The 18,741-nt window shown below is 74.0% G+C and carries 19 protein-coding genes; 9 read left to right on the top strand and 10 right to left on the bottom strand.

Going from position 1 to position 18,741, the window contains the following annotated elements; translation table 11 throughout:
- Positions 1–22 precede the first annotated feature (22 nt).
- From K329_RS31890 to K329_RS25460, 3 genes are all read left to right on the top strand, one after another.
- On the top strand, positions 23–1,138 hold the full coding sequence (locus K329_RS31890) for an isopenicillin N synthase family dioxygenase (RefSeq protein ID WP_084541105.1): 1,116 nt from the start codon (positions 23–25) through the stop codon (positions 1,136–1,138).
- Between the two features lie 79 nt (positions 1,139–1,217).
- A complete protein-coding gene (locus K329_RS25465; protein ID WP_052336550.1) occupies positions 1,218–2,309 on the top strand; it encodes a DNA recombination protein RmuC in 1,092 nt (363 codons plus the stop codon).
- A gap of 22 nt (positions 2,310–2,331) precedes the next feature.
- A complete protein-coding gene (locus K329_RS25460) occupies positions 2,332–2,724 on the top strand; it encodes a DUF6542 domain-containing protein (protein WP_052336549.1) in 393 nt (130 codons plus the stop codon).
- A gap of 222 nt (positions 2,725–2,946) precedes the next feature.
- On the opposite strand, the gene K329_RS0108005 is transcribed toward K329_RS25460, so the two are convergent.
- Positions 2,947–3,354: a DUF6157 family protein gene (locus tag K329_RS0108005; RefSeq protein WP_028472630.1), complete on the bottom strand. Its 408-nt coding sequence runs from the start codon at positions 3,352–3,354 to the stop codon at positions 2,947–2,949.
- Between the two features lie 51 nt (positions 3,355–3,405).
- Here K329_RS0108005 and K329_RS0108000 point away from each other — a divergent pair, with 51 nt between their 5' ends.
- Complete coding sequence (locus K329_RS0108000; RefSeq protein ID WP_052336548.1) at positions 3,406–4,245, top strand: helix-turn-helix domain-containing protein; 840 nt, start codon at positions 3,406–3,408, stop codon at positions 4,243–4,245.
- Positions 4,246–4,278: 33 nt separating this feature from the next.
- Here K329_RS0108000 and K329_RS0107995 read toward each other — a convergent pair whose 3' ends face one another.
- Positions 4,279–4,902 carry an L-threonylcarbamoyladenylate synthase gene (locus K329_RS0107995; RefSeq protein ID WP_028472628.1) on the bottom strand — a complete coding sequence of 208 codons (624 nt, stop codon included), beginning with the start codon at positions 4,900–4,902 and terminating at the stop codon, positions 4,279–4,281.
- Positions 4,903–4,909: 7 nt separating this feature from the next.
- Positions 4,910–5,911 carry a 4-hydroxy-3-methylbut-2-enyl diphosphate reductase gene (locus K329_RS0107990; protein ID WP_043642556.1) on the bottom strand — a complete coding sequence of 334 codons (1,002 nt, stop codon included), beginning with the start codon at positions 5,909–5,911 and terminating at the stop codon, positions 4,910–4,912.
- Between the two features lie 98 nt (positions 5,912–6,009).
- On the opposite strand from K329_RS0107990, the gene xseA reads away from it, so the two are divergent.
- Both xseA and K329_RS0107980 read left to right on the top strand, forming a co-directional pair.
- Positions 6,010–7,281, top strand: a complete 1,272-nt coding sequence (gene xseA / locus K329_RS0107985; protein WP_028472626.1) for an exodeoxyribonuclease VII large subunit — start codon at positions 6,010–6,012, stop codon at positions 7,279–7,281.
- A 1-nt stretch (position 7,282) separates the two neighbouring features.
- Positions 7,283–7,504, top strand: coding sequence for an exodeoxyribonuclease VII small subunit (locus K329_RS0107980; protein ID WP_028472625.1), 222 nt, complete (start codon positions 7,283–7,285; stop codon positions 7,502–7,504).
- A gap of 21 nt (positions 7,505–7,525) precedes the next feature.
- Here K329_RS0107980 and K329_RS0107975 read toward each other — a convergent pair whose 3' ends face one another.
- The 4 genes from K329_RS0107975 to K329_RS25455 form a co-directional block, all read right to left on the bottom strand.
- Complete coding sequence (locus K329_RS0107975) at positions 7,526–8,395, bottom strand: WXG100 family type VII secretion target (protein ID WP_028472624.1); 870 nt, start codon at positions 8,393–8,395, stop codon at positions 7,526–7,528.
- Complete coding sequence (locus tag K329_RS0107970; protein ID WP_028472623.1) at positions 8,395–8,730, bottom strand: hypothetical protein; 336 nt, start codon at positions 8,728–8,730, stop codon at positions 8,395–8,397. The genes K329_RS0107975 and K329_RS0107970 overlap by 1 nt, the downstream gene beginning before the upstream one ends.
- Positions 8,730–9,287 (bottom strand): hypothetical protein, encoded by a 558-nt coding sequence (locus tag K329_RS0107965; RefSeq protein ID WP_028472622.1) that lies wholly within the window; start codon positions 9,285–9,287, stop codon positions 8,730–8,732. Before K329_RS0107965 ends, K329_RS0107970 begins: the two co-directional genes overlap by 1 nt.
- Positions 9,288–9,403: 116 nt before the next feature.
- Positions 9,404–10,456 carry a glycerophosphodiester phosphodiesterase family protein gene (locus K329_RS25455; RefSeq protein WP_052336547.1) on the bottom strand — a complete coding sequence of 351 codons (1,053 nt, stop codon included), beginning with the start codon at positions 10,454–10,456 and terminating at the stop codon, positions 9,404–9,406.
- A 105-nt stretch (positions 10,457–10,561) separates the two neighbouring features.
- Between K329_RS25455 and K329_RS0107955 the strand changes: the two genes are divergently transcribed.
- Entirely contained in the window at positions 10,562–11,104 is a 543-nt protein-coding gene (locus K329_RS0107955) for a YbaK/EbsC family protein (protein ID WP_028472621.1), read from the top strand.
- 27 nt (positions 11,105–11,131) lie between these two features.
- On the opposite strand, the gene K329_RS0107950 is transcribed toward K329_RS0107955, so the two are convergent.
- The 3 genes from K329_RS0107950 to K329_RS0107940 form a co-directional block, all read right to left on the bottom strand.
- Positions 11,132–11,806 carry a GTP cyclohydrolase II gene (locus K329_RS0107950; RefSeq protein ID WP_052336546.1) on the bottom strand — a complete coding sequence of 225 codons (675 nt, stop codon included), beginning with the start codon at positions 11,804–11,806 and terminating at the stop codon, positions 11,132–11,134.
- 267 nt (positions 11,807–12,073) lie between these two features.
- Positions 12,074–12,586: a hypothetical protein gene (locus K329_RS0107945; RefSeq protein WP_028472619.1), complete on the bottom strand. Its 513-nt coding sequence runs from the start codon at positions 12,584–12,586 to the stop codon at positions 12,074–12,076.
- A 193-nt stretch (positions 12,587–12,779) separates the two neighbouring features.
- On the bottom strand, positions 12,780–15,056 hold the full coding sequence (locus tag K329_RS0107940; protein WP_028472618.1) for an ATP-binding cassette domain-containing protein: 2,277 nt from the start codon (positions 15,054–15,056) through the stop codon (positions 12,780–12,782).
- Between the two features lie 103 nt (positions 15,057–15,159).
- Here K329_RS0107940 and K329_RS25450 point away from each other — a divergent pair, with 103 nt between their 5' ends.
- A complete protein-coding gene (locus K329_RS25450; RefSeq protein WP_052336545.1) occupies positions 15,160–16,959 on the top strand; it encodes an ABC transporter ATP-binding protein in 1,800 nt (599 codons plus the stop codon).
- Positions 16,956–18,728, top strand: coding sequence for an ABC transporter ATP-binding protein (locus K329_RS0107930; protein WP_028472617.1), 1,773 nt, complete (start codon positions 16,956–16,958; stop codon positions 18,726–18,728). Before K329_RS25450 ends, K329_RS0107930 begins: the two co-directional genes overlap by 4 nt.
- Positions 18,729–18,741: the final 13 nt, after the last annotated feature.

Here is an 18,741-nt window from a genome sequence, read left to right as displayed (position 1 = left end):
CCCCGCGAGAAGGAGCACCCCGATGACCACCGACGTCTCCCCCACCAGCACCCCCACGGCCGCCCCCGGGAACGGCGGCGCCCTCGTCGGCGCCGACGGCTTCCACGTGCCGACCGTCGACATCGGCGCGTACGTCGGGGCCGGCACCCCCGAGGCGCGAGCGGCGGCCGCCGCGGCCTTCGACGAGGCCGCCCGCACGGTCGGCTTCGTGCAGGTCGTGGGCCACGGCGTGCCCACCGACGTGCTCGAGGGCTTCGGCGACGCGCTCGACGCGTTCTTCGGGCTGCCGCTGGAGGTGAAGAAGACGTACCGGACGCCTCCGGCGGTCAACCGCGGCTACACGGCGCCGAAGACGGAGTCGCTGAGCCTCAGCCTGGGCGTGGCGCCGTCGAACCGGATGCACGACTTCTTCGAGGCGTTCAACGTCGGCCTCGCGGTCTCGGACTTCCCGGGCCTCGACCTGCCGGAGGCCGACTACCCGGAGAACGTGTGGCCCGCGGAGGCGACGGCGTTCCGGGAGGCCGTGTCGGCGTACTTCGACGAGGCCGGCCGTGTCGCCCGCACGCTGACGACCCTCTTCGCCGACGCGCTCGGGCTCGAGCCCGGCCACCTCGACGCGTTCACCGACCACTCCGTCGACGTGCTGCGCATGAACAACTACGCCCTCGAGCCCGGCACCGTCGAGCTCGACGGCGAGCTGACCGGCATGGGCGCCCACACCGACTACGGCATCGTCACGGTGCTCTGGGCCGACCAGGTCGCGGGCCTCCAGGTGCTCGGCGCCGACGGCTCGTGGAACGACGTGATGCCCGCCGACGGCGCCCTGCTGATCAACCTCGGCGACCTCATGGCGCGGTGGACCAACGAGCGCTGGATGTCGACGGTGCACCGCGTGAAGCCCCCGATCGTCGACGGCTCCATCCAGCGCCGCCGCAGCGCGGCGTACTTCCACGACGGCAACATCGACGCCGTCATCGCCACCCTGCCGACCTGCGTCGCCGAGGGCGAGGAGAGCCGGTACGCCCCGATCACCGTCGCGGAGCACCTGCGGGCGAAGCTCGCCGGGTCGCGCGCCGGGGTCGCGAACGAGGGCGCCGGCCGCGAGGCCGCGCGGGTGCTCGGCGCGCAGCAGGGCTGAGGCGGCCCCGGGGCGGGCACGACACGCCCCGGGCACCGCCGTCCCGCCACTGTCGGTGGTGCCCGGCAGGGTGGGGCCCATGGACCTCACCGACGTCGTCACCGCGGTCGTGCTGCTGGCGATCGGCGCACTGCTGGGCGGGTACGTCGGCGTGCTCTGGGCCCGCTCGCGGCCCGGGCAGCTCGACGGCGCCGTGTCGGCCGACCGCCTCACGGAGGGCATCGACCGGCTGGGCGACCAGCTGGCCGACCTCCACCACGACCGCGCCGTGTGGCAGGGCGAGCTGGCCCAGCAGGTGGCCGACATGCGCACCCAGACCGGTGAGCTGCGCCGGGAGACGCACTCGCTGGCGACCGCGCTGCGCCGCCCGACGGTGCGCGGCCGCTGGGGCGAGCTGCACCTGCGGCGGGCCGTCGAGCTGGCCGGCATGGTCGACCGCTGCGACTTCACCGAGCAGGCGCGGCTCGACGACGGCGCGCTGCGGCCCGACCTGGTGGTGAGCCTGGCCGGGGGCCGCTCGATCGCGGTCGACGCCAAGGTGCCGCTCGACGCGTTCCTCGACGCCACCGAGCTCGACCCTGGCGACGCCGTGCAGGCGGAGGCGCAGCGGGCCCACCTGCTGCGGCACGCCCGACAGGTCCGCACCCACGTCGACGCCCTGGGCGCGAAGCGCTACTGGTCGGCGCTGCGGGAGTCGCCCGAGTTCGTCGTGCTCTTCGTGCCCGGCGACGCGTTCCTCGCGGCCGCGCTCGAGGCCGACCCGTCGTTGATGGAGCACGCCGCCGCCCGCCAGGTCGTGCTCGCCACCCCGACCACGCTCATCGCGCTGCTGCGCACGGTGGCCCACGGCTGGCGCCACGAGGCGCTCGCCGACCAGGCGGAGGAGATCCAGCGCGTCGGCCGCGAGCTGCACCTGCGGCTGCGCACCTGGACCGGCCACCTCGACCAGCTCGGCCGTTCCCTCGGCGCCGCCACCCGTCACTTCAACGGTGCCGTCGGCTCGCTCGAGACCCGGGTGCTGGTCTCGGCCCGCCGGCTCGCCGACCTCGGTGTCACCGACGACGACCTGCCCGCGCCCCGCGCCGTCAGCGAGCTGCCGCGCACGGCCGACCCCCTCGACGTACGCGAAGACCGCGAGGCCGGCCCCGGCGCGTCGGCGCGCGGCGCCTGACGGAGCGTCCTATCTTGACCGCGTGAGCCAGCTCGCCGCGCCCTGGACGACCGGGTACGAGCCCGGCCGCCAGGTGGTGGTGCTGGGTGTCGCCGGCCTGCTCAGCGTGACGGTGCTCGACATCCTCCTGGGCGGCACCGTCGGCCTGTTCTTCGACCTCTGCTTCATCGTGCTGTGCCTCGGGCTCGCGGTGCTGGTCGACCGGCGGGACTTCTTCGTCGTCGGCGTGCTGCCGCCCCTGCTGATGCTCGGCGCGTTCGTGCTGCTCGCGATCGTCAACCGAGGTGCGATCGCCTCCCCCGACGACACCGCCACCCAGGCCGTCGTCACCGCGGTCGTCGCTCACAGCGTCGCCCTCACCGCCGGCTACGCCCTGTGCGCCGCGACGCTCGTAGCGCGCATGACGCGCGACTGACGCCGCCCGGAGCGGGTGGGGCTGGACGGGCCCGTCAGGGCGGACGTCATACGAACCCGGGGCCGGGCGCCACGTCCCGTATGACGTCCGGTCTCGCCGCACGCCAGCCGCTGCGGTGCCATCGACCGGGCGGACGGGGCGCGACACCGCAACCGCGCGCCGTACGACGACGTGCGCGCGGCAGTCGGGCGCGGTCGGGCGCAGCGCTGGCGCGCGCCTCACCTACGCGCGCGACGAGCGCATCGCGACGAGGTGGCGAACGGTCGGATCGGACCGCAGCGCGTCGTACTCAGGCGTGCCCAGGCCGACGAGCGCCACCCGGCCCTCGTCGTCGTGGTGCGTGCCCCACCCGTAGCGCTTCGAGAGCGGGGAGGCCCGGAGGCAGGCGCGGTCCTTGGCGAAGAAGGCATCGCGCTCGGCGACGAGGTCGACGCCCTCGGGAAGGTCGGACCGTTCGACGTGGAGGGCGAAGAGGAGGTCGTCGGACGTCAGCTCGTACGGCCTCTCTGTCAGCAGGCGGTGCTGGAGCGCCGCGATGCTGGGCCGCGCGGCGAGCGGTGGCACCTCGGCCCCGGTGACGGGGCAGTCGGGTGCGACCTCGATGAAGACGGTGCGGTACGTGGTGGACATGACGCCACCTTCGCCTGCGCCGACGTCCCGGGTCTTGCAGAATCACGCCACATGGACAGTGCCGCGGTGGAACGCACGATCAGCGCCGAGGAGCGCACCGGCGTGCTGGAGCCCGACAACCTCGCGCGCTTCGGTGCCCGCTGGTACGCCCCGTCGGGCGCGGCGGCCGAGGTCGTCGACACCTACTGGAGCGTCGTCTGGAACCTGGGCGTCGACGAGACCCTGACCCAGCGCATCCTCGAGCTGCCGGCGATCACGCTGAGCGTCGAGTCCGGCGAGGGCGTGCCGGCGCCACTGGTGCTGAGTCCGGTCCAGCGGCGCGCGTGGGTGCGCACGATCACCGGTCGGGGTCGGGCGTTCGGCATCCGCCTCCGACCGGCGGGCCTCGCCGTGGTCAGCGACCTGAGGCCGCAGGACGTGGACGTGCCGTGCGCCGTGACGCCCGAGCTCGACCGCCGGGCGCACGCGTTCCTCGCCGACGTCGCGCGCGGTCGGTGCGACGACGAGCGGGTGCGGCTCGCCGACGACGCGGCTGCCCGGCTCGTGGCCGAACGCCCCCTCTCGTCCGAGCAGCGCCTGGCCGACGCGACGGTGGCCGCCCTGACCGCGAGCGTCCGCTCTCGCACCGGACCGGGACTGGCCGCGGACCTCGGGGCAAGCGAGCGAGCGGTCCAGCGGGCCCTGCGCAACACGCTCGGGATCGGACCCAAGGCTGCGGCGCGACGGATCCGGCTGCAGGAGGTCGTGCGGCTCCTCTCGCAACCCGGTGCACGCATCGCGCAGGTGGCCGGCGACCTGGGCTACGTCGACCAGGCGCACCTCGTCAACGACTTCCGGTCCGTCGTCGGACTCACCCCTGGTCAGTACGTACGGCAGCTCGGCACGCCCTAGCGACCGTACGGCGGGTGCAGCGCGGTCGGGCGATCAGTCCTCGAACGGCCCGGGGTCGCCGGCGCCGTACCGGACGATCTCCGGCGCGTCGTCGGACCAGTCGACGACGGTGGTGGGCTCGGCGGGGGTCTCGCCGGCCTCGATGACGATCTCGACGACGTGGTCGAGGTCCTCCTTGACCTCCCAGCCCATGGTGCGCGGCTCGGTCTCGCCGGGGAGGATCAGCGTGCTCGTCAGCATCGGCTCGCCGAGGCCCTCGAGGAGGGCGCAGACCACCGGGTGGTCGGGGATGCGCACGCCGACGGTCTTCTTCTTGGGGTGCATCAGCTGCTTCGGCACCTCGCGGGTGGCCGGCAGGATGAACGTGTACGGCCCCGGCAGCGCCGACTTCACGCTGCGGAAGGCGTGGTTCGAGACGTGCACGAAGTGGCCGAGCTGGGAGAAGTCGGCGCACATGAGCGTGAAGTGGTGCTTGTCGTCGAGCTCGCGGATCTTGAGGATCCGGTCCTTGCCGTCGCGGTTGCCGAGCTGGCAGCCGAGGGCGTAGCCGGAGTCGGTCGGGTACGCGATCAGCGCACCGTCCTTGAGGGCCTCGACCACCTGCGCCACGAGACGCGGCTGGGGGTCGACGGGGTGGAGGTCGAGGTAGCGGGCCATCGGAGCGTCAGGCCTTGCCCGCGGCCTTGAGGTCGCGACGCAGCTCGGGCGGGAGGGAGAAGATGAGCGACTCCTCGGCCGTCTGCACCGCGCGGGCGTCCGGGTAGCCGCGGTCGGCGAGGAGGCCGAGCACACCCTCCACGAGGTCCTCCGGCACCGAGGCGCCCGAGGTGACGCTCACCGTGGTGACGCCCTCGAACCACGCGTCCTCGATCTCGCTCGCGTCGTCGACCCGGTACGACGCCTTGGCGCCGGCCTCGAGCGCGACCTCCACGAGCCGGACCGAGTTCGACGAGTTCGCCGAGCCCACGACGATGACGAGGTCGGCGTCCTTGCCGATCTCCTTCACCGCGACCTGGCGGTTCTGGGTGGCGTAGCAGATGTCGTCGGACGGCGGGTCCTCGAGCTGCGGGAACTTCTCGCGCAGCCGGCGCACCGTCTCCATCGTCTCGTCGACGCTCAGCGTGGTCTGCGACAGCCACGACAGCTTGGTGCCCTCGGGGAACTCGAGGTCGTCGACGTCGGCGGGGGTCTCGACCAGGGTGATGTGGTCGGGTGCCTCGCCGGCGGTGCCCTCGACCTCCTCGTGACCCTCGTGGCCGATGAGCAGGATGCGGTAGCCGTCGTTCGCGAAGCGGCGCGCCTCGTGGTGCACCTTCGTCACGAGCGGGCAGGTGGCGTCGATCGTCTTCAGCGAGCGCTCGGCCGCCTCCGCGTGCACCATCGGCGAGACGCCGTGGGCGGAGAAGACGACGGTGGCGCCCTCGGGGATCTCCTCGATCTCCTCGACGAAGATCGCGCCGCGCTCCTCGAGCGTGCGCACCACGTGCTTGTTGTGCACGATCTGCTTGCGCACGTAGACCGGGGCGCCGTAGAGGTCGAGCGCCTTCTCGACCGTGATGACCGCGCGGTCGACGCCCGCGCAGTAGCCGCGGGGGGCCGCGAGCAGCACCGCCCGCTCGGCCTCGCCCGGAGGCAGGAGGGTCGGCGTGCCCAGGTCGATGCTCATGGTGCCCGAGTCTAGGTGAGCGACCACGTACGCCGAAGCCCTCGCGCGTGCCCCGGGGTGCGCGCCCGCTGTCGGCGCGCTCCCCTAGGCTCCCGTGCGTGGCCCTGGAGACCTCCCCCGAGCAGCCGGCCCCGGTGCGGCAGATCGCGAACGCGATCGCCGGCTGGGTCGAACGGCTCGGTGCCGTGTGGGTCGAGGGCCAGGTCGCCCAGGTGAACCGACGTCCCGGCATGAGCACCGTCTTCATGACGCTGCGCGACGCCGTCGCCGACCTGTCGGTCACCGTCACCTGCTCCCGCACCCTCTTCGACGGGCTCAACCCGCCGCTCGTCGAGGGCGCGAGCGTCATCATCCACGCGAAGCCGTCGTACTACGCCAACCGCGGCACGCTCTCGCTGGCGGCCCGCGACATCCGCATGGTCGGGCTCGGCGAGCTGCTGGCGCGCATCGAGCGCCGGCGCCAGCTGCTGGCCGCCGAGGGCCTCTTCGCGGCCGAGCTGAAGCGGCGCCTGCCGTTCCTGCCGGCGTGCGTCGGGCTGGTCACCTCCCCCGGGTCGGCCGCCGAGCGCGACGTGCTCGAGGTCGCGCGCCGCCGCTGGCCGGCGGTGCGCTTCACGACGGCGTACGCCGCGATGCAGGGCCCCCGCAGCGCCGTCGAGGTGATCGAGGCCGTCGAGAGGCTCGACCGCGACCCGACCGTCGACGTCATCGTGGTGGCGCGGGGTGGCGGGTCGGTGGAGGACCTGCTGCCCTTCTCCGACGAGGGCCTGCTCCGGGCGGTCCACAAGGTCCGCACCCCCGTGGTCTCCGCCATCGGCCACGAGCCCGACTCCCCGCTGCTCGACCTGGTCGCCGACTTCCGGGCGGCCACCCCCACCGACGCCGCCAAGCACGTCGTGCCCGACGTCGCCGACGAGCTGGCCGGCATCGGGCAGGCCCGCGACCGGGCCCGCCGCGCCGTCGAGCACCGCATCGGCCGGGAGCAGGCCGGGCTCGACGCCCTGCGCTCGCGACCCGCGATGGCCGACCCGCGCCACCTGCTCGACGTACGACGTGACGAGGTCACCGCCCTGCGCGACCGGGCGCGGCTCACGCTGCGCCACCGGCTCGACCGCGCCGCCGACGACGTGACCCACGGACGCGCCCGGGCGCAGGCCCTCTCGCCCCTGGAGACCCTGCGGCGCGGCTACGCGGTGCTGCAGACCGACGCCGGCGAGGTCGTCACGTCGTTGGCCCGGGTCGCCCCCGGTGTCGAGGTGTCGGTCCGCGTCGCCGACGGTCGCGTCCACGCCACGACCACGCGGCTCGAGCCGCTCACCGACGTCCCCACCGACACGCCCACCGACGCCCAGCCGGGCGAGGAGTCCTGACATGGCCGAGAAGAAGAAGACCGAGGCTCCCGAGCAGTCCTACGAGGAGGCGCGCGACGAGCTCATCGAGGTCGTGCGCCGCCTCGAGAGCGGCGGCACGACGCTGGAGGAGTCCCTCGCGCTGTGGGAGCGGGCCGAGCAGCTCGCGCGCTCCTGCCAGGAGTGGCTCGAGGGCGCCCGGGCGCGCCTCGACGCCGCGGTCGGGACCGACGCCGCCGGGTGAGCGGGCGCCGGCCGCGACCCGTCAGGCCGTCTCCCACTCCCCGTTGAGGTCGGTGAGCAGCAGGTCGAAGCGCGGCCACTCGCCGTTGGGCAGACCGGCCGAACCGAGGCTCGAGTTGAGGTCGTCCCAGGCGCCGGCGTAGCTGATCGCCAGCTCGGAGAAGTACTGGACCGCGTTGTCGACGACGGTGGCCACGCCGTTGACCGTCGTGGCGATGAGGTCGAGCGTCGGGGCGACCCAGGCCCCGGTCGCCTTGTCGAGGCTGGCGAAGCTGCCGGCCGCCGCCATCATGTCCATCGACAGCTGCACGACGCTCGTCAGCTGGGTGCTCCAGTACTGGACCATCGCGGTGCTCCCGTCGTTGAGGAGCCCGCCGGCGTCGCTCAGGAGGTCCGAGACGCCCGACGCCGCCGTGTTCTGCTGCTGGGCGACCGTCTTGTAGGCCTCCATGCCGTCGCCGGTCCAGTCGTTGGCGAGGTAGGTCTCGAGCTGCGTGACCTGGAACGACATGTCGTTGAGGTGGTCGCGGGCGTCCTGGTAGCCGGCCGCGATGACGGCCATCTGCAGGGGGTCGCCGAACACGTCCCCGATGGCCTGCCGGATGTCGGCGACCGCCTGCTCCCAGGCCTCGCTGACGCGGGTGCAGGCGTCGTCGAACACGCCCTGCAGCGCCTGCGCGGCGAGCCAGCCGAGACCGGCCCCGGCCAGGGGCCCGAGAACCGGGACGCTGATGCCGAGCCCGCCCCCGACGAGCGGGAGGATCCAGTCGAGGTTGTCGTTGATGAAGACGGCGATGTCCTCGAACATCTGCCCGATCGCCTCGGTGACGGCGTCGATCGCGTCGTCGATCTGCACCGCGAAGACCTCGGGGTCGTTGGACGCCTGGCTCATCAGGGCACCTCCGAGAAGTTGGGGACCTGGCTCTGGTCGGTGTTGGAGTAGTCGTTGGCTGTCTCGACCAGGCCGTCGGCGAGCAGCGACGCGGCCACCGCGCCGTCGCCCAGCGCGGCCGCCACGGTGGTGTTGAAGGCCATGTGCTTGCGACCGATGCCGGTCAGCTCGGCGGCCGCGCCGAACAGGAACGGCCTGCCCGCGCCCTCCGCCATGGCCCCCTGCGCGGAGCTGATGTTGGTCGACAAGGTGTCCCAGCGATCGGCCGCGGTGACGAGGCGCTCCGCCTCGACGCTGAACCCGCCTCCGGGCGGGATCGGGTCTCCGTGCGCCATCACCACTCCTCTCGGGCGTACGCCGCGGCGAACGCCTCGCGCAGCGCGTACCGGACGTCGGACGCCGACGCACGGACGAGCCAGGCGTGGTCGACCTCGAGCCGGCTGAACCCCATCGGGTACGACGCGTGCACGGTCAGCTCACCGTCGCGGGACGACCCGCGGAGCGGGGCCGGCGCCTCGTAGACCCGCCGTCCGTCAGGCGCCGTCCGGACCTCGTCCGGGTGCGGCGGCAGGGCCGGGACGCGGGCCGGGGCGGGGTAGCGGTTGACGGTGACCCGCACACGTCGCTCCGCGATGGCCCGCCCGTGGGCGAGGTCGTCCTCGTCGACCCGGCCGGTGGCGGCCGCCGCCAGGCCACGCCGCAGCTCCGCCACGCCGTACGTCTCGGCCACCAGCTCCGGCAGCGTGGGTCCGGCCTCCCGGAAGTCCTGACCGACCTCGACCGCGGTGACCCAGCCGGTGCAGTCGACCGTGAGCGTCAGCGCGCCCGAGCTGTGCTGCGCCACCACCGGGTCGTGCTCGACGTACCGCCCGTCGTGCGTGCGTCGGCGCAAGCCCTCGAGCCTGCGTCTCGTCGTCCCGTCCACGTCTCCCCCTCGCGGCCGGCCGCTCGGCCGGCTCCGGGGAGTCGTGTGCCCGTGAGCCCGCCGACCAAACCCTCCGGTCCGCGTCAGAGGCGGTGCGCCACCGCCGCCATGACGATCTCGGGGTGGTCGGTGGTGAGGCCGTCGACCCCCGCGTCGAGGAAGGCGGTCGCCTCGGCGAAGAGGTCGCCGTACGACGCGGGGTCGTCGCCGTCGCGCAGGTCGGTCGGGAGGAAGCGGTTCTCGGCGCGCAGCGTCCAGACCTGCACGGTGAGCCAGCGACGGTGGGCGTCGCGCACGAGGTCGGTGGGCTCGCCGAGGGTGCCGTCGGGGCCGGGCGGCAGCACGAGCGCCTTGGTGACGCCGATGCCGTCGGCGTACTCGTCGACGCGGGCGAGGCCCTCGGGGGTCATGAGGTCGCCGTACGTCGTGGGGTCACCGGCGAGCACGGCGTCGGGCGGCTGCCGGTCGTGTAGGTCGAGCAGCTGCACGACCTGCACGCGGCTGCGTCGCGAGAGCCGGCGGAGCACCTCGGTCTCGAACGACATGACCGTGACACGGGCTCGCGGGTGGTCGAGGTCGTGGCGGCGCAGGTCGGCCAGCAGTGCGGTCTCGACGTCGAGGCCGCGGCGCCGGGCGTGCTCCACGTGCTTGAGCTCGAGCATGATGCCGACGGCGCGCCCGCGTCGCACCGACTCGGCCTCCACCATCGCGAAGACCTCGGTGAGCGTCGGCACGCCCTCGCGGCCGTCGTACGCCGCGGAGTCCGGCCGCAGGTCCGGGAACCTCTCCCGGGCGGTGAGCGTCTTGAGCTCGGCGACCGTCAGGTCCTCGACGAACCAGCCCTCCCGCTCGACGCCGTCGACGCTGCGGGTGGTGCGCAGGTGCGCGAGCCCGGGGCGCGAGGCGACGTCGGTGGTGGCGGAGAGCTCGTTCTCGTGGCGGGCGACGAGCACGCCGTCGCGGGTGGCCACGAGGTCGAGCTCGATGTCGTCGACACCGGCGCGGATGGCGGTGCGGTAGGCCTCGAGGGTGTGCTCGGGCCGGTAGGCCGAGGCTCCGCGGTGGGCGGTCACCCCCGGCGTCACCACGAGGCTGTGCCGCGAGCGGGACCTGAGGGGCGTGAGCTGGACCGTCACGCTCTCGAGAGCACCAGCCGTCCACGACATCGGCCCCACGCCCGGGTGACGAGCAGGTGACATCCGCACGAGGAGCGGGGGGCGGGCTCCGGCAGACTCGGGCGCATGAGCATCCCCCAGCTGGGCGGCCTGGTCGGCCGCCCGTTCGCCGACGCCACCGACCTGCTCGCCGACCCGACCGCGGCGGCCCTCGCCGACTGGGCCCACCACGGTGCCATGGGGGTCGTCGAGATCGACCCCGACCTGGCCGACACGGCCGCCCTGACCGAGGCCTACGACCTGCCGCTGGCGGCCTCCGGCAACTGCGTGCTGGTCGCCGGGCGGCGTGACGGCGAGGAGCGGGTCGCGGCGTGCGTCGTCGCCGCCGACACGCGGGCGGACGTCAACGGGCTCGTGAAGCGCACGCTCGACGTGCGCAAGGCGTCGTTCCTTGCCATGGACCGCGCGGTCGAGGAGTCCGGGATGGAGCACGGCGGCATCACCCCGGTCGGGCTGCCCGCCGCCTGGCGCGTGCTCGTCGACCCGCGCCTGCTCGAGGCCGACGTCGTGGTGCTCGGCTCCGGCCTGCGCCGCTCCAAGCTGCTCGTGCCCGGCGCCCTCCTGGCCGAGCTGCCCGGCGCGGAGGTCGTCGAGGGCCTCGCGCGCTGAGCCCGCCCGCCCGGTGGGCCGTCGCGCTCAGGCGGTGAGGTCGAGGGTGTGCGCGGTGTGGTCGCGCTTGGCCACGAGGTAGCGCGCGTTGGCGTCGGAGAGGTGCACGCCGGTGGGCACGCGGTCGGTGACCACGACGCCGTACGACGCGAGCTGCGCCGCCTTGTCGGGGTTGTTCGAGAGCAGCCGGATCCGGTCGGCGCCGACGGCCCGGAGCATCTGGGCCGCGGCCCGATAGTCGCGCTCGTCCTCACCGCGGCCGAGGGCGACGTTGGCCTCGAAGGTGTCGAGGCCGGCGTCCTGCAGCGCGTAGGCGTCGAGCTTGGCGTAGAGGCCGATGCCCCGCCCCTCCTGGCGCAGGTAGAGCAGGAACCCGCCGGTGGCCGTGATCCGCTCGACGGCCTCGCGGAGCTGGGGGCCGCAGTCGCACCGCTGGGAGCCCAGCACGTCGCCGGTGAGGCACTCGCTGTGCGGGCGCACGAGCGGCGCCTCTCCCCCGGCGGCCGACCGCTCGACCGCGGCCGCCCAGTCACCGAGGCCGAGCAGCAGGTGCTCCCGGTCATCGAGCAGACCGCGGAACGTGAACACGTCGGTGGTGGTCGCGTAGCCGTCACCGAGCTCCATCGGCACGCGGACGTGGGTGCGCACCTCGGCGGGCGGCGTGGGGACCAGGGCGGTCAGCGGGGTGACGTTCTCGGACATGCGGTCTCCTCGGAGGTCGTTGCTCCCGCAAGCATCCCTCGCAACACTTGAAACATCAAGCGTTGGGCGAGACGGCATGCCGTCGACGACGGACGGGCGCGGCTGCCTGGGCATGGCCCGGCCGCGCGGAGCGTGGCGGACGGACGCACGCCGGAGCCCGTCCTGGGCGCATGCGTCCGCCACACCCGACCCGAGCGGCGTCACCGTGCAGACGCGACAACTCGGCACGTCCAGGGCGTGCAGACCCGACAGCTCGGGCCGGCCCTCTCAGGCCTGGTTCGGCTCCGACGACCGCTCCGACCCGACCGACCCGACCGACTCGACCTCCGCCGACTCCGCCGACTCCGCCGACTCCGCCGACTCTGCCGACCCAGCCGGCTCACCCGCTTCGGCGGCCTCGGCGGCGGCGAGCGCCTCGCGAATGGCCTCGAGGGCGTCGTACCCGGTCGTCGTCAGCTCCCACAGCCCCAGGCCGCCGGAGGTGATCAGGCCGTCGTCGGCCATGGCTCGGCGCTCCTTGAGCACCACGGTGCGCCAGCGGACCTCGCCGCTGGGGCCGACGGCGAGGTCGTCGCGCTGGAGCACGTCGGCCATCCGGGTGGAGAGCTCGTCGAGCACCAGCTCGCGCTCGAGGCGGCCGGCGTGGTCGGCGAGGACCGCGAGCACGTACGGCCGGAACGCCGACTGGGCGGTGCGGCCGGGGAGGGTGCGGGGCGTACGGCGCACCGGGGCGGGCACCGCCTCGGGCTCCGCGATCGCCGGGGCCCGGGTGCCGGGCACGCGGCGGGGGGCCGGGGTGCGGGGGGTCGAGGCGCGCGAGGCCCGCGGCGGCTTGGGGGCCGGCGGTGGGGACGGTGGCGGCGGCGGTGCCCCGTGGGGACACGTCAGGAGGGGCAGTTCACAGAGTTCGCACCAGGCGTCCGCGCTCACGGGCTCCACGATAGGGGCCGGGCCCCCACCCCTCCCCGGTGGGTCAGCCGACGTGCGCGGCGAGGCAGTCGCCGGTGAGCGTGCCGGCCCGGGCGAGGTCGGCGGGCGTGCCCTCGAAGACCACCGTGCCGCCGTCGTGGCCGGCGCCCGGCCCCATGTCGATCACCCAGTCCGCCTGGCTGACGACGTCGAGGTGGTGCTCGATGACGACCACCGTGCTGCCGCCGTCGACGAGCCGGTCGAGCAGCCCCATCAGGGTGGCGATGTCACCGAGGTGGAGCCCGGTGGTCGGCTCGTCGAGCAGGTAGACCGCGCCCTTCGTGCCGAGCTCCATCGCGAGCTTCAGCCGCTGTCGCTCGCCGCCCGAGAGGGTGGTCAGGGTCTGCCCGAGCGTCAGGTAGCCGAGGCCGACGTCGACCATCGACGTCACCACCTTCAGCACCGCCTTCTCGGTGAAGAACTCGCAGGCCGCCTCGGCCGAGAGCCCGAGCACCTCGGCCACGTTCAGCCCGCGCAGCGTGTGGGCGAGCACGGCGGGCGTGTAGCGGCTGCCGCCGCACTCCTCGCAGGTCGTGGCGACCGTGTCGAGGAAGGCCAGCTCGGAGTAGATCAGGCCGAGGCCCTTGCACTCCGGGCAGGCGCCCTCGGAGTTCGCGCTGAACAGGGCCGGCTTCACCCCGTTGGCCTTCGCGAAGACCTTGCGCACCTCGTCCATCACCCCGGTGTAGGTCGCCACGCTCGAGCGCCGCGACCCGCGGGCGATCGCCTGGTCGACCACGACGGCGTCCGGGCAGGCGCGCCGCAGCGCGGTGTGCACCAGGGTGGACTTGCCCGACCCCGCGACCCCCGTGACGACCGTCAGCACCCCCGTCGGCACGTCGACCGAGACGTCGCGCAGGTTGTGCGCGCTCGCGCCGCGCACCTCGATGGCGCCGGTCGGCGTGCGGTACGACGTGCGCAGCGGCGGCTGCAGGTCCAGGTGGCGCCCGGTCCGGGTGTCGGCGCCGCGCAGCGCGTCGTACGAGCCCTCGAAGACCACCGTGCCACCGGCGGCCCCCGCGCCCGGGCCCATGTCGACGACGTGGTCGGCGATCGCCATGAGCTGCGGCTTGTGCTCGACGACGAGCACGGTGTTGCCCTTGTCGCGCAGGCGCTGCAGCAGCACCGTCAGGGGGCCCAGGTCGTGCGGGTGGAGCCCGACCGACGGCTCGTCGAAGACGTAGGTGAGGTCGGTGAGGGCGGAGCCGAGGTGGCGCACCATCTTCACGCGCTGCGCCTCGCCGCCCGAGAGGCTCGGGCTGGAGCGGTCGAGCGAGAGGTAGCCGAGGCCGATGAACGCCAGGGCGTCGAGACGCTCGGCCAGCGCGTGCACGAGGGGTGCGACCTCGGGGGTGGTGATCGCGCGGAGGAAGACGCCCAGGTCGGTGACCTGCAGCGCCGCGGCCTCGGCGATGTTCAGCGACCGCCCGTCGGCCGTGATCCGGCAGCCCAGCACGGCGGGCGCGTAGCGGCTGCCGCCGCAGTCGGGGCACGGCTGGGAGGTGACGAACCGGTCGACGATCCGCCGTACGTGCGGCTGCAGGGCGTCGTAGTCCTTGCTGAGGTAGCTGCGCTTGAACCGCTCGACGAGTCCCTCGTAGGTGAGGTTCATGTTCGCCGTGCGCACCTTCACCGGCTCGCCGCGCAGGAAGCGCTCGCGCTCGGCCGCGTCGTACTCGCGCAGCGGCTTGTCGGCGTCGAAGAAGCCGGAGTCGATGAAGATCTGGAGGTACCACTTGCCCGGGGCGAAGTCGGGCAGGTCGATCGGCCCCTCGGCCAGCGACTTGTCCCAGTCCACCAGCAGGTCGAGGTCGATGTCGTCGACGCGGCCGGACCCCTCGCACCGCGGGCACATGCCCTCGGGGTGGGTGAACGACAGCTGCGCCGGGTGGGCGATCGCCGGCTCCCCGACCTTGCCGAAGAGCATCCGCAGCAGCGCCTGGGTGTCGGTGGCGGTGCCGACCGTCGAGCGCGAGCTGCCGCCCATCCGCTCCTGGCCCACGACGATGGCGGCGCTCAGGTGGCGCAGCTCGTCGACGTCGGGCTGCGGGATGCTCGGCAGGAAGCCCTGGATGAAGGTCGAGTGCGTCTCGTTGAGCAGGCGCTGGCTCTCGGCCGCGATGGTGCCGAACACGAGCGACGACTTGCCCGAGCCCGAGACCCCCGTGAAGACGGTGATCTGGCGCTTCGGGATGTCGACGGAGACGTCGCGCAGGTTGTTCTCCCGCGCGCCGCGGACCTCGATGTGGCTGGCGTACGACGGGGTGGCTGAGGTGGTCACGGCGATCAGACTGCCGCAGGTCGACGGACTCATCGGGCCCGTCGGCGATTCGTCGCCCGAAAAGGATTGGCTGAAGCCCGCTCGAGGTCTTTACCGTGAGTCGGTGCGCTCCCTCCCGCTCGACCACCCCGGCGTCGCCGACCACTCCTCCCCCGGTCGGCTGCTGCTGTGGATGGCGGCGGGCCAGAAGGTGACCCTCCTCGGCGGCGCGCTCTTCGGCATCGTGTGGATGGGCTCGCAGGCCGTGCTGCCCGCCGTCATCGGCCGGGCGATCGACGACGGCGTCGCGGCGCGCGACCGGGGCGCCCTGCTCGGCTGGGCCGCCGTCATGCTCGCCCTCGGCCTCCTGCAGGCGGGGAGCGGCATCATGCGGCACCGGTTCGCCGTCACGAACTGGCTCACCGCGGCCTACCGCACGGTGCAGCTCGTCGGCCACCAGACCGAGCGCCTGGGCGGCACCCTGCCGCGACGGGTCTCGACGGGCGAGGTCGTCGCGATCGGCACCAGCGACCTCGAGCACATCGGCGGCGTGATGGACGTCAGCGCCCGGTTCGCCGGCGCCGTCGTCAGCTTCGTGCTCGTCAGCGGCATCCTGCTCACCACCTCGGTGCCGCTCGGCCTCATGGTGCTGCTCGGCGTGCCGCTGCTGATGCTGTCGGTCGGCCCGCTGCTCAAGCCGCTCCAGCGCCGCTCCGCGATGCAGCGCGAGCTGATGAGCCACCTCGCCACCACGGCCGGCGACATCGTGGCCGGCCTCCGCGTGCTGCGCGGCGTCGGCGGCGAGCAGGTGTTCTCGGAGCGCTACGCCCGGCAGTCGCAGACGACCCGCCGCGCCGGCGTGCGCGTCGCGCGGCTGCAGTCGGTGCTCGACGCGCTCCAGGTGCTGCTCCCCGGCGTCTTCGTCGTGCTCGTCGTGTGGGTGGGCGCCCGGTACGCCGTCGCGGGCACCATCACGGCCGGCGAGCTCGTGGCGTTCTACGGCTACGCGACGTTCCTGATGATCCCCCTGCGCACGGCCACCGAGTTCGCCAACAAGGTCATCCGGGCCCGCGTCTCCGCCGCCCGCGTCTGCCACGTGCTGGCGCTCGAGCCCGACACCGCGACGCCCACGACGCCCCTCGTCGCGCCCACGGGCGCCGACCTCGTCGACCTGCGCTCGGGGCTGCGCGTGCCCGCCGGCCGTCTCGTCGCCCTCGTCTGCGAGGACCCGGACGTCACGGCCCACCTCGCCGACCGCCTGGGCCTCACCACCGCCGACCCCGACGACGCGGTCCGTCTCGTCGACGCCGACGGCGCCGTGCCGCTCACCGCGCTCGACCCCGCCGACGTACGCCGGCACGTGCTCGTCTCCGACACGGGTGCGGCGCTGTTCTCGGGCCGCCTGCGCGACGTGCTCGACCCGCTCGGCCGGGGCGACGCGGTGCTCGCCGAGGCCCTGCGCACCGCCTCGGCGGAGGACGTCGTGGACGCGCTGCCCGAGGGTCTCGACCACGTGGTCACCGAGCGCGGCCGCAGCTTCTCGGGCGGCCAGCGCCAGCGGCTCGTGCTGACCCGGGCGCTCACCTGCGCGCCCGAGATCCTCGTGCTCGTGGAGCCGACCTCCGCCGTCGACGCCCACACCGAGGCCCGCGTCGCCACCCGGCTCGCCGAGCTGCGGCACGGGCTCACGACGGTCGTCGTCACCAGCAGCCCCCTCATGCTCGACGCGGTCGACGAGGTCGCGTTCTGCTCGCCCGACGGCCGCGTGGTCGCCCACGGTCCGCACCTCGACCTGCTGACCGAGGTGCCGGCGTACCGCGCGGTGGTGACCCGCGGCGCGGACGACGAGACCGACGACCAGAACGACGACCAGAACGACCACGAGACCGACCGGCCGACGCGACCGAGGGAGACCGTGCGATGAGCGTCCGCGCCCTGCCCGTCGCCGACGGCCCCGCCGTCCGCCGCTACGCCGTCGACCTCGCCCGTCGCCACCCGCGCCTGCTCGCGGCGGCGCTCTCGCTGCACGTCGTCGCGGCCGTCGCGGCGCTCGCGCTGCCCCGCCTGCTCGGCGACCTCGTGGAGGCCGTCGAGACCGGTACGACGAACGAGCACGTCAACCGGATCGTGCTGCTCATCGCCGGGTTCGTGGTCGCCCAGGCCGTGCTCACGCGCTACGCCCGCCTGCTGAGCCAGGTGCTCGGCGAGCAGGTGCTGGCCGAGCTGCGCGAGGACTTCGTCGACCACACGCTCGCGCTGCCGATCAGCACGGTCGAGGACGCCGGCTCCGGCGACCTCATGACCCGCACGAGCCGCGACGTCGACCGCCTCGGCTGGTCGGTGCGCTACTCCGTGCCCGAGTGGGTCATCGCCGTCATCACCGCCGTGCTCACGGTCGCCGCCGCGATCAGCGTCGGCTGGTGGGTCGTGCTCCCCTGCCTGCTGGGCGTGCCGCCGCTCGTGATCGGGCTGCGCTGGTACCTGGCGCGGGCCCGCGACGGCTACCAGTGGGAGTCGGCCACCTACTCGCAGATCAACACCACCCTCACCGAGAGCGTCGAGGGCGCCCGCACGGCGGACGCGCTCGGCATCGGACGCGCCCGGCTGCGGCTCCTGGACGACGACATCGCCGAGTCGTTCCGCGCCGAGCGCTACACCCTGCGGCTGCGCACGCTCTTCTTCCCGAGCATGGAGATCGCCTACCTCGTGCCCGTCGTCGGCACGCTCCTGCTGGGCGGCTGGCTCTACGTCGGCGGCCACGTCTCGCTCGGCGAGGTCACCACGGCCACTCTCTACGTGCAGATGCTCGTCGGCCCGGTCGACCAGATCGTCGCGATCATGGACGAGCTGCAGGTCGGCGCCGCCTCGCTGGCCCGGCTGCTCGGCGTGGCCGACGTGCCCGACGACCGCGTCGCCACCGACGCCCGGCCCCGCGGCGAGAAGGTCGACGTGCGGGACGCGCGCTTCTCGTACGTCGAGGGGCGCGAGGTGCTGCACGGGGTCAGCCTCGACATCGGCGTCGGCGAACGCATCGCCATGGTCGGGCCCTCGGGCGCCGGCAAGTCGACGCTCGGCCGACTGCTGGCGGGCATCCACCCGCCGACCGCCGGCTCCGTCACCGTCGGCGGCGTCGCCCTCACCGACCTGCCCCTCGACGACCTGCGCGGCCACGTCGCGCTCGTGACGCAGGAGCACCACGTCTTCGCCGGCACCCTGCGGGAGAACCTCGCCCTCGCCGCCGGCCCCGGCGCCTCCGAGGCCGACATCCGTGCGGCGCTCTCCGCCGTCGACGCGCTCGAGTGGGCCGACGCGCTCCCCGAGGGCCTCGACACCGAGGTCGGCAACGGCGGACGGGCGCTGACGCCCCCGCAGGCCCAGCAGGTCGCGCTGGCCCGGCTCGTGCTGGCCGACCCGCACACGCTGGTGCTCGACGAGGCCACGTCGCTCATCGACCCGCGGGCGGCGCGCCACCTGGAGCGCTCCCTGGCCGCCGTGCTCGAGGGCCGCACGGTCGTCGCCATCGCCCACCGGCTGTTCTCGGCGCACGACGCCGACCGGGTGGCCGTGGTGGCCGACGGGCGGATCGCCGAGTTCGGCACGCACGACGAGCTGGTCGCCGCGGGTGGGTCGTACGCCGCGCTCTGGGCGTCGTGGAACGGCGAGCACGAGGTGGAGAAGCCGCGCGAGGCGTGACCGACCGGTGGGT

Source organism: Nocardioides alkalitolerans DSM 16699 (assembly GCF_000426525.1).
Classification (GTDB): Bacteria; Actinomycetota; Actinomycetes; order Propionibacteriales; family Nocardioidaceae; genus Nocardioides; species Nocardioides alkalitolerans.
This window is presented reverse-complemented; position numbering and strand designations above follow the sequence as displayed.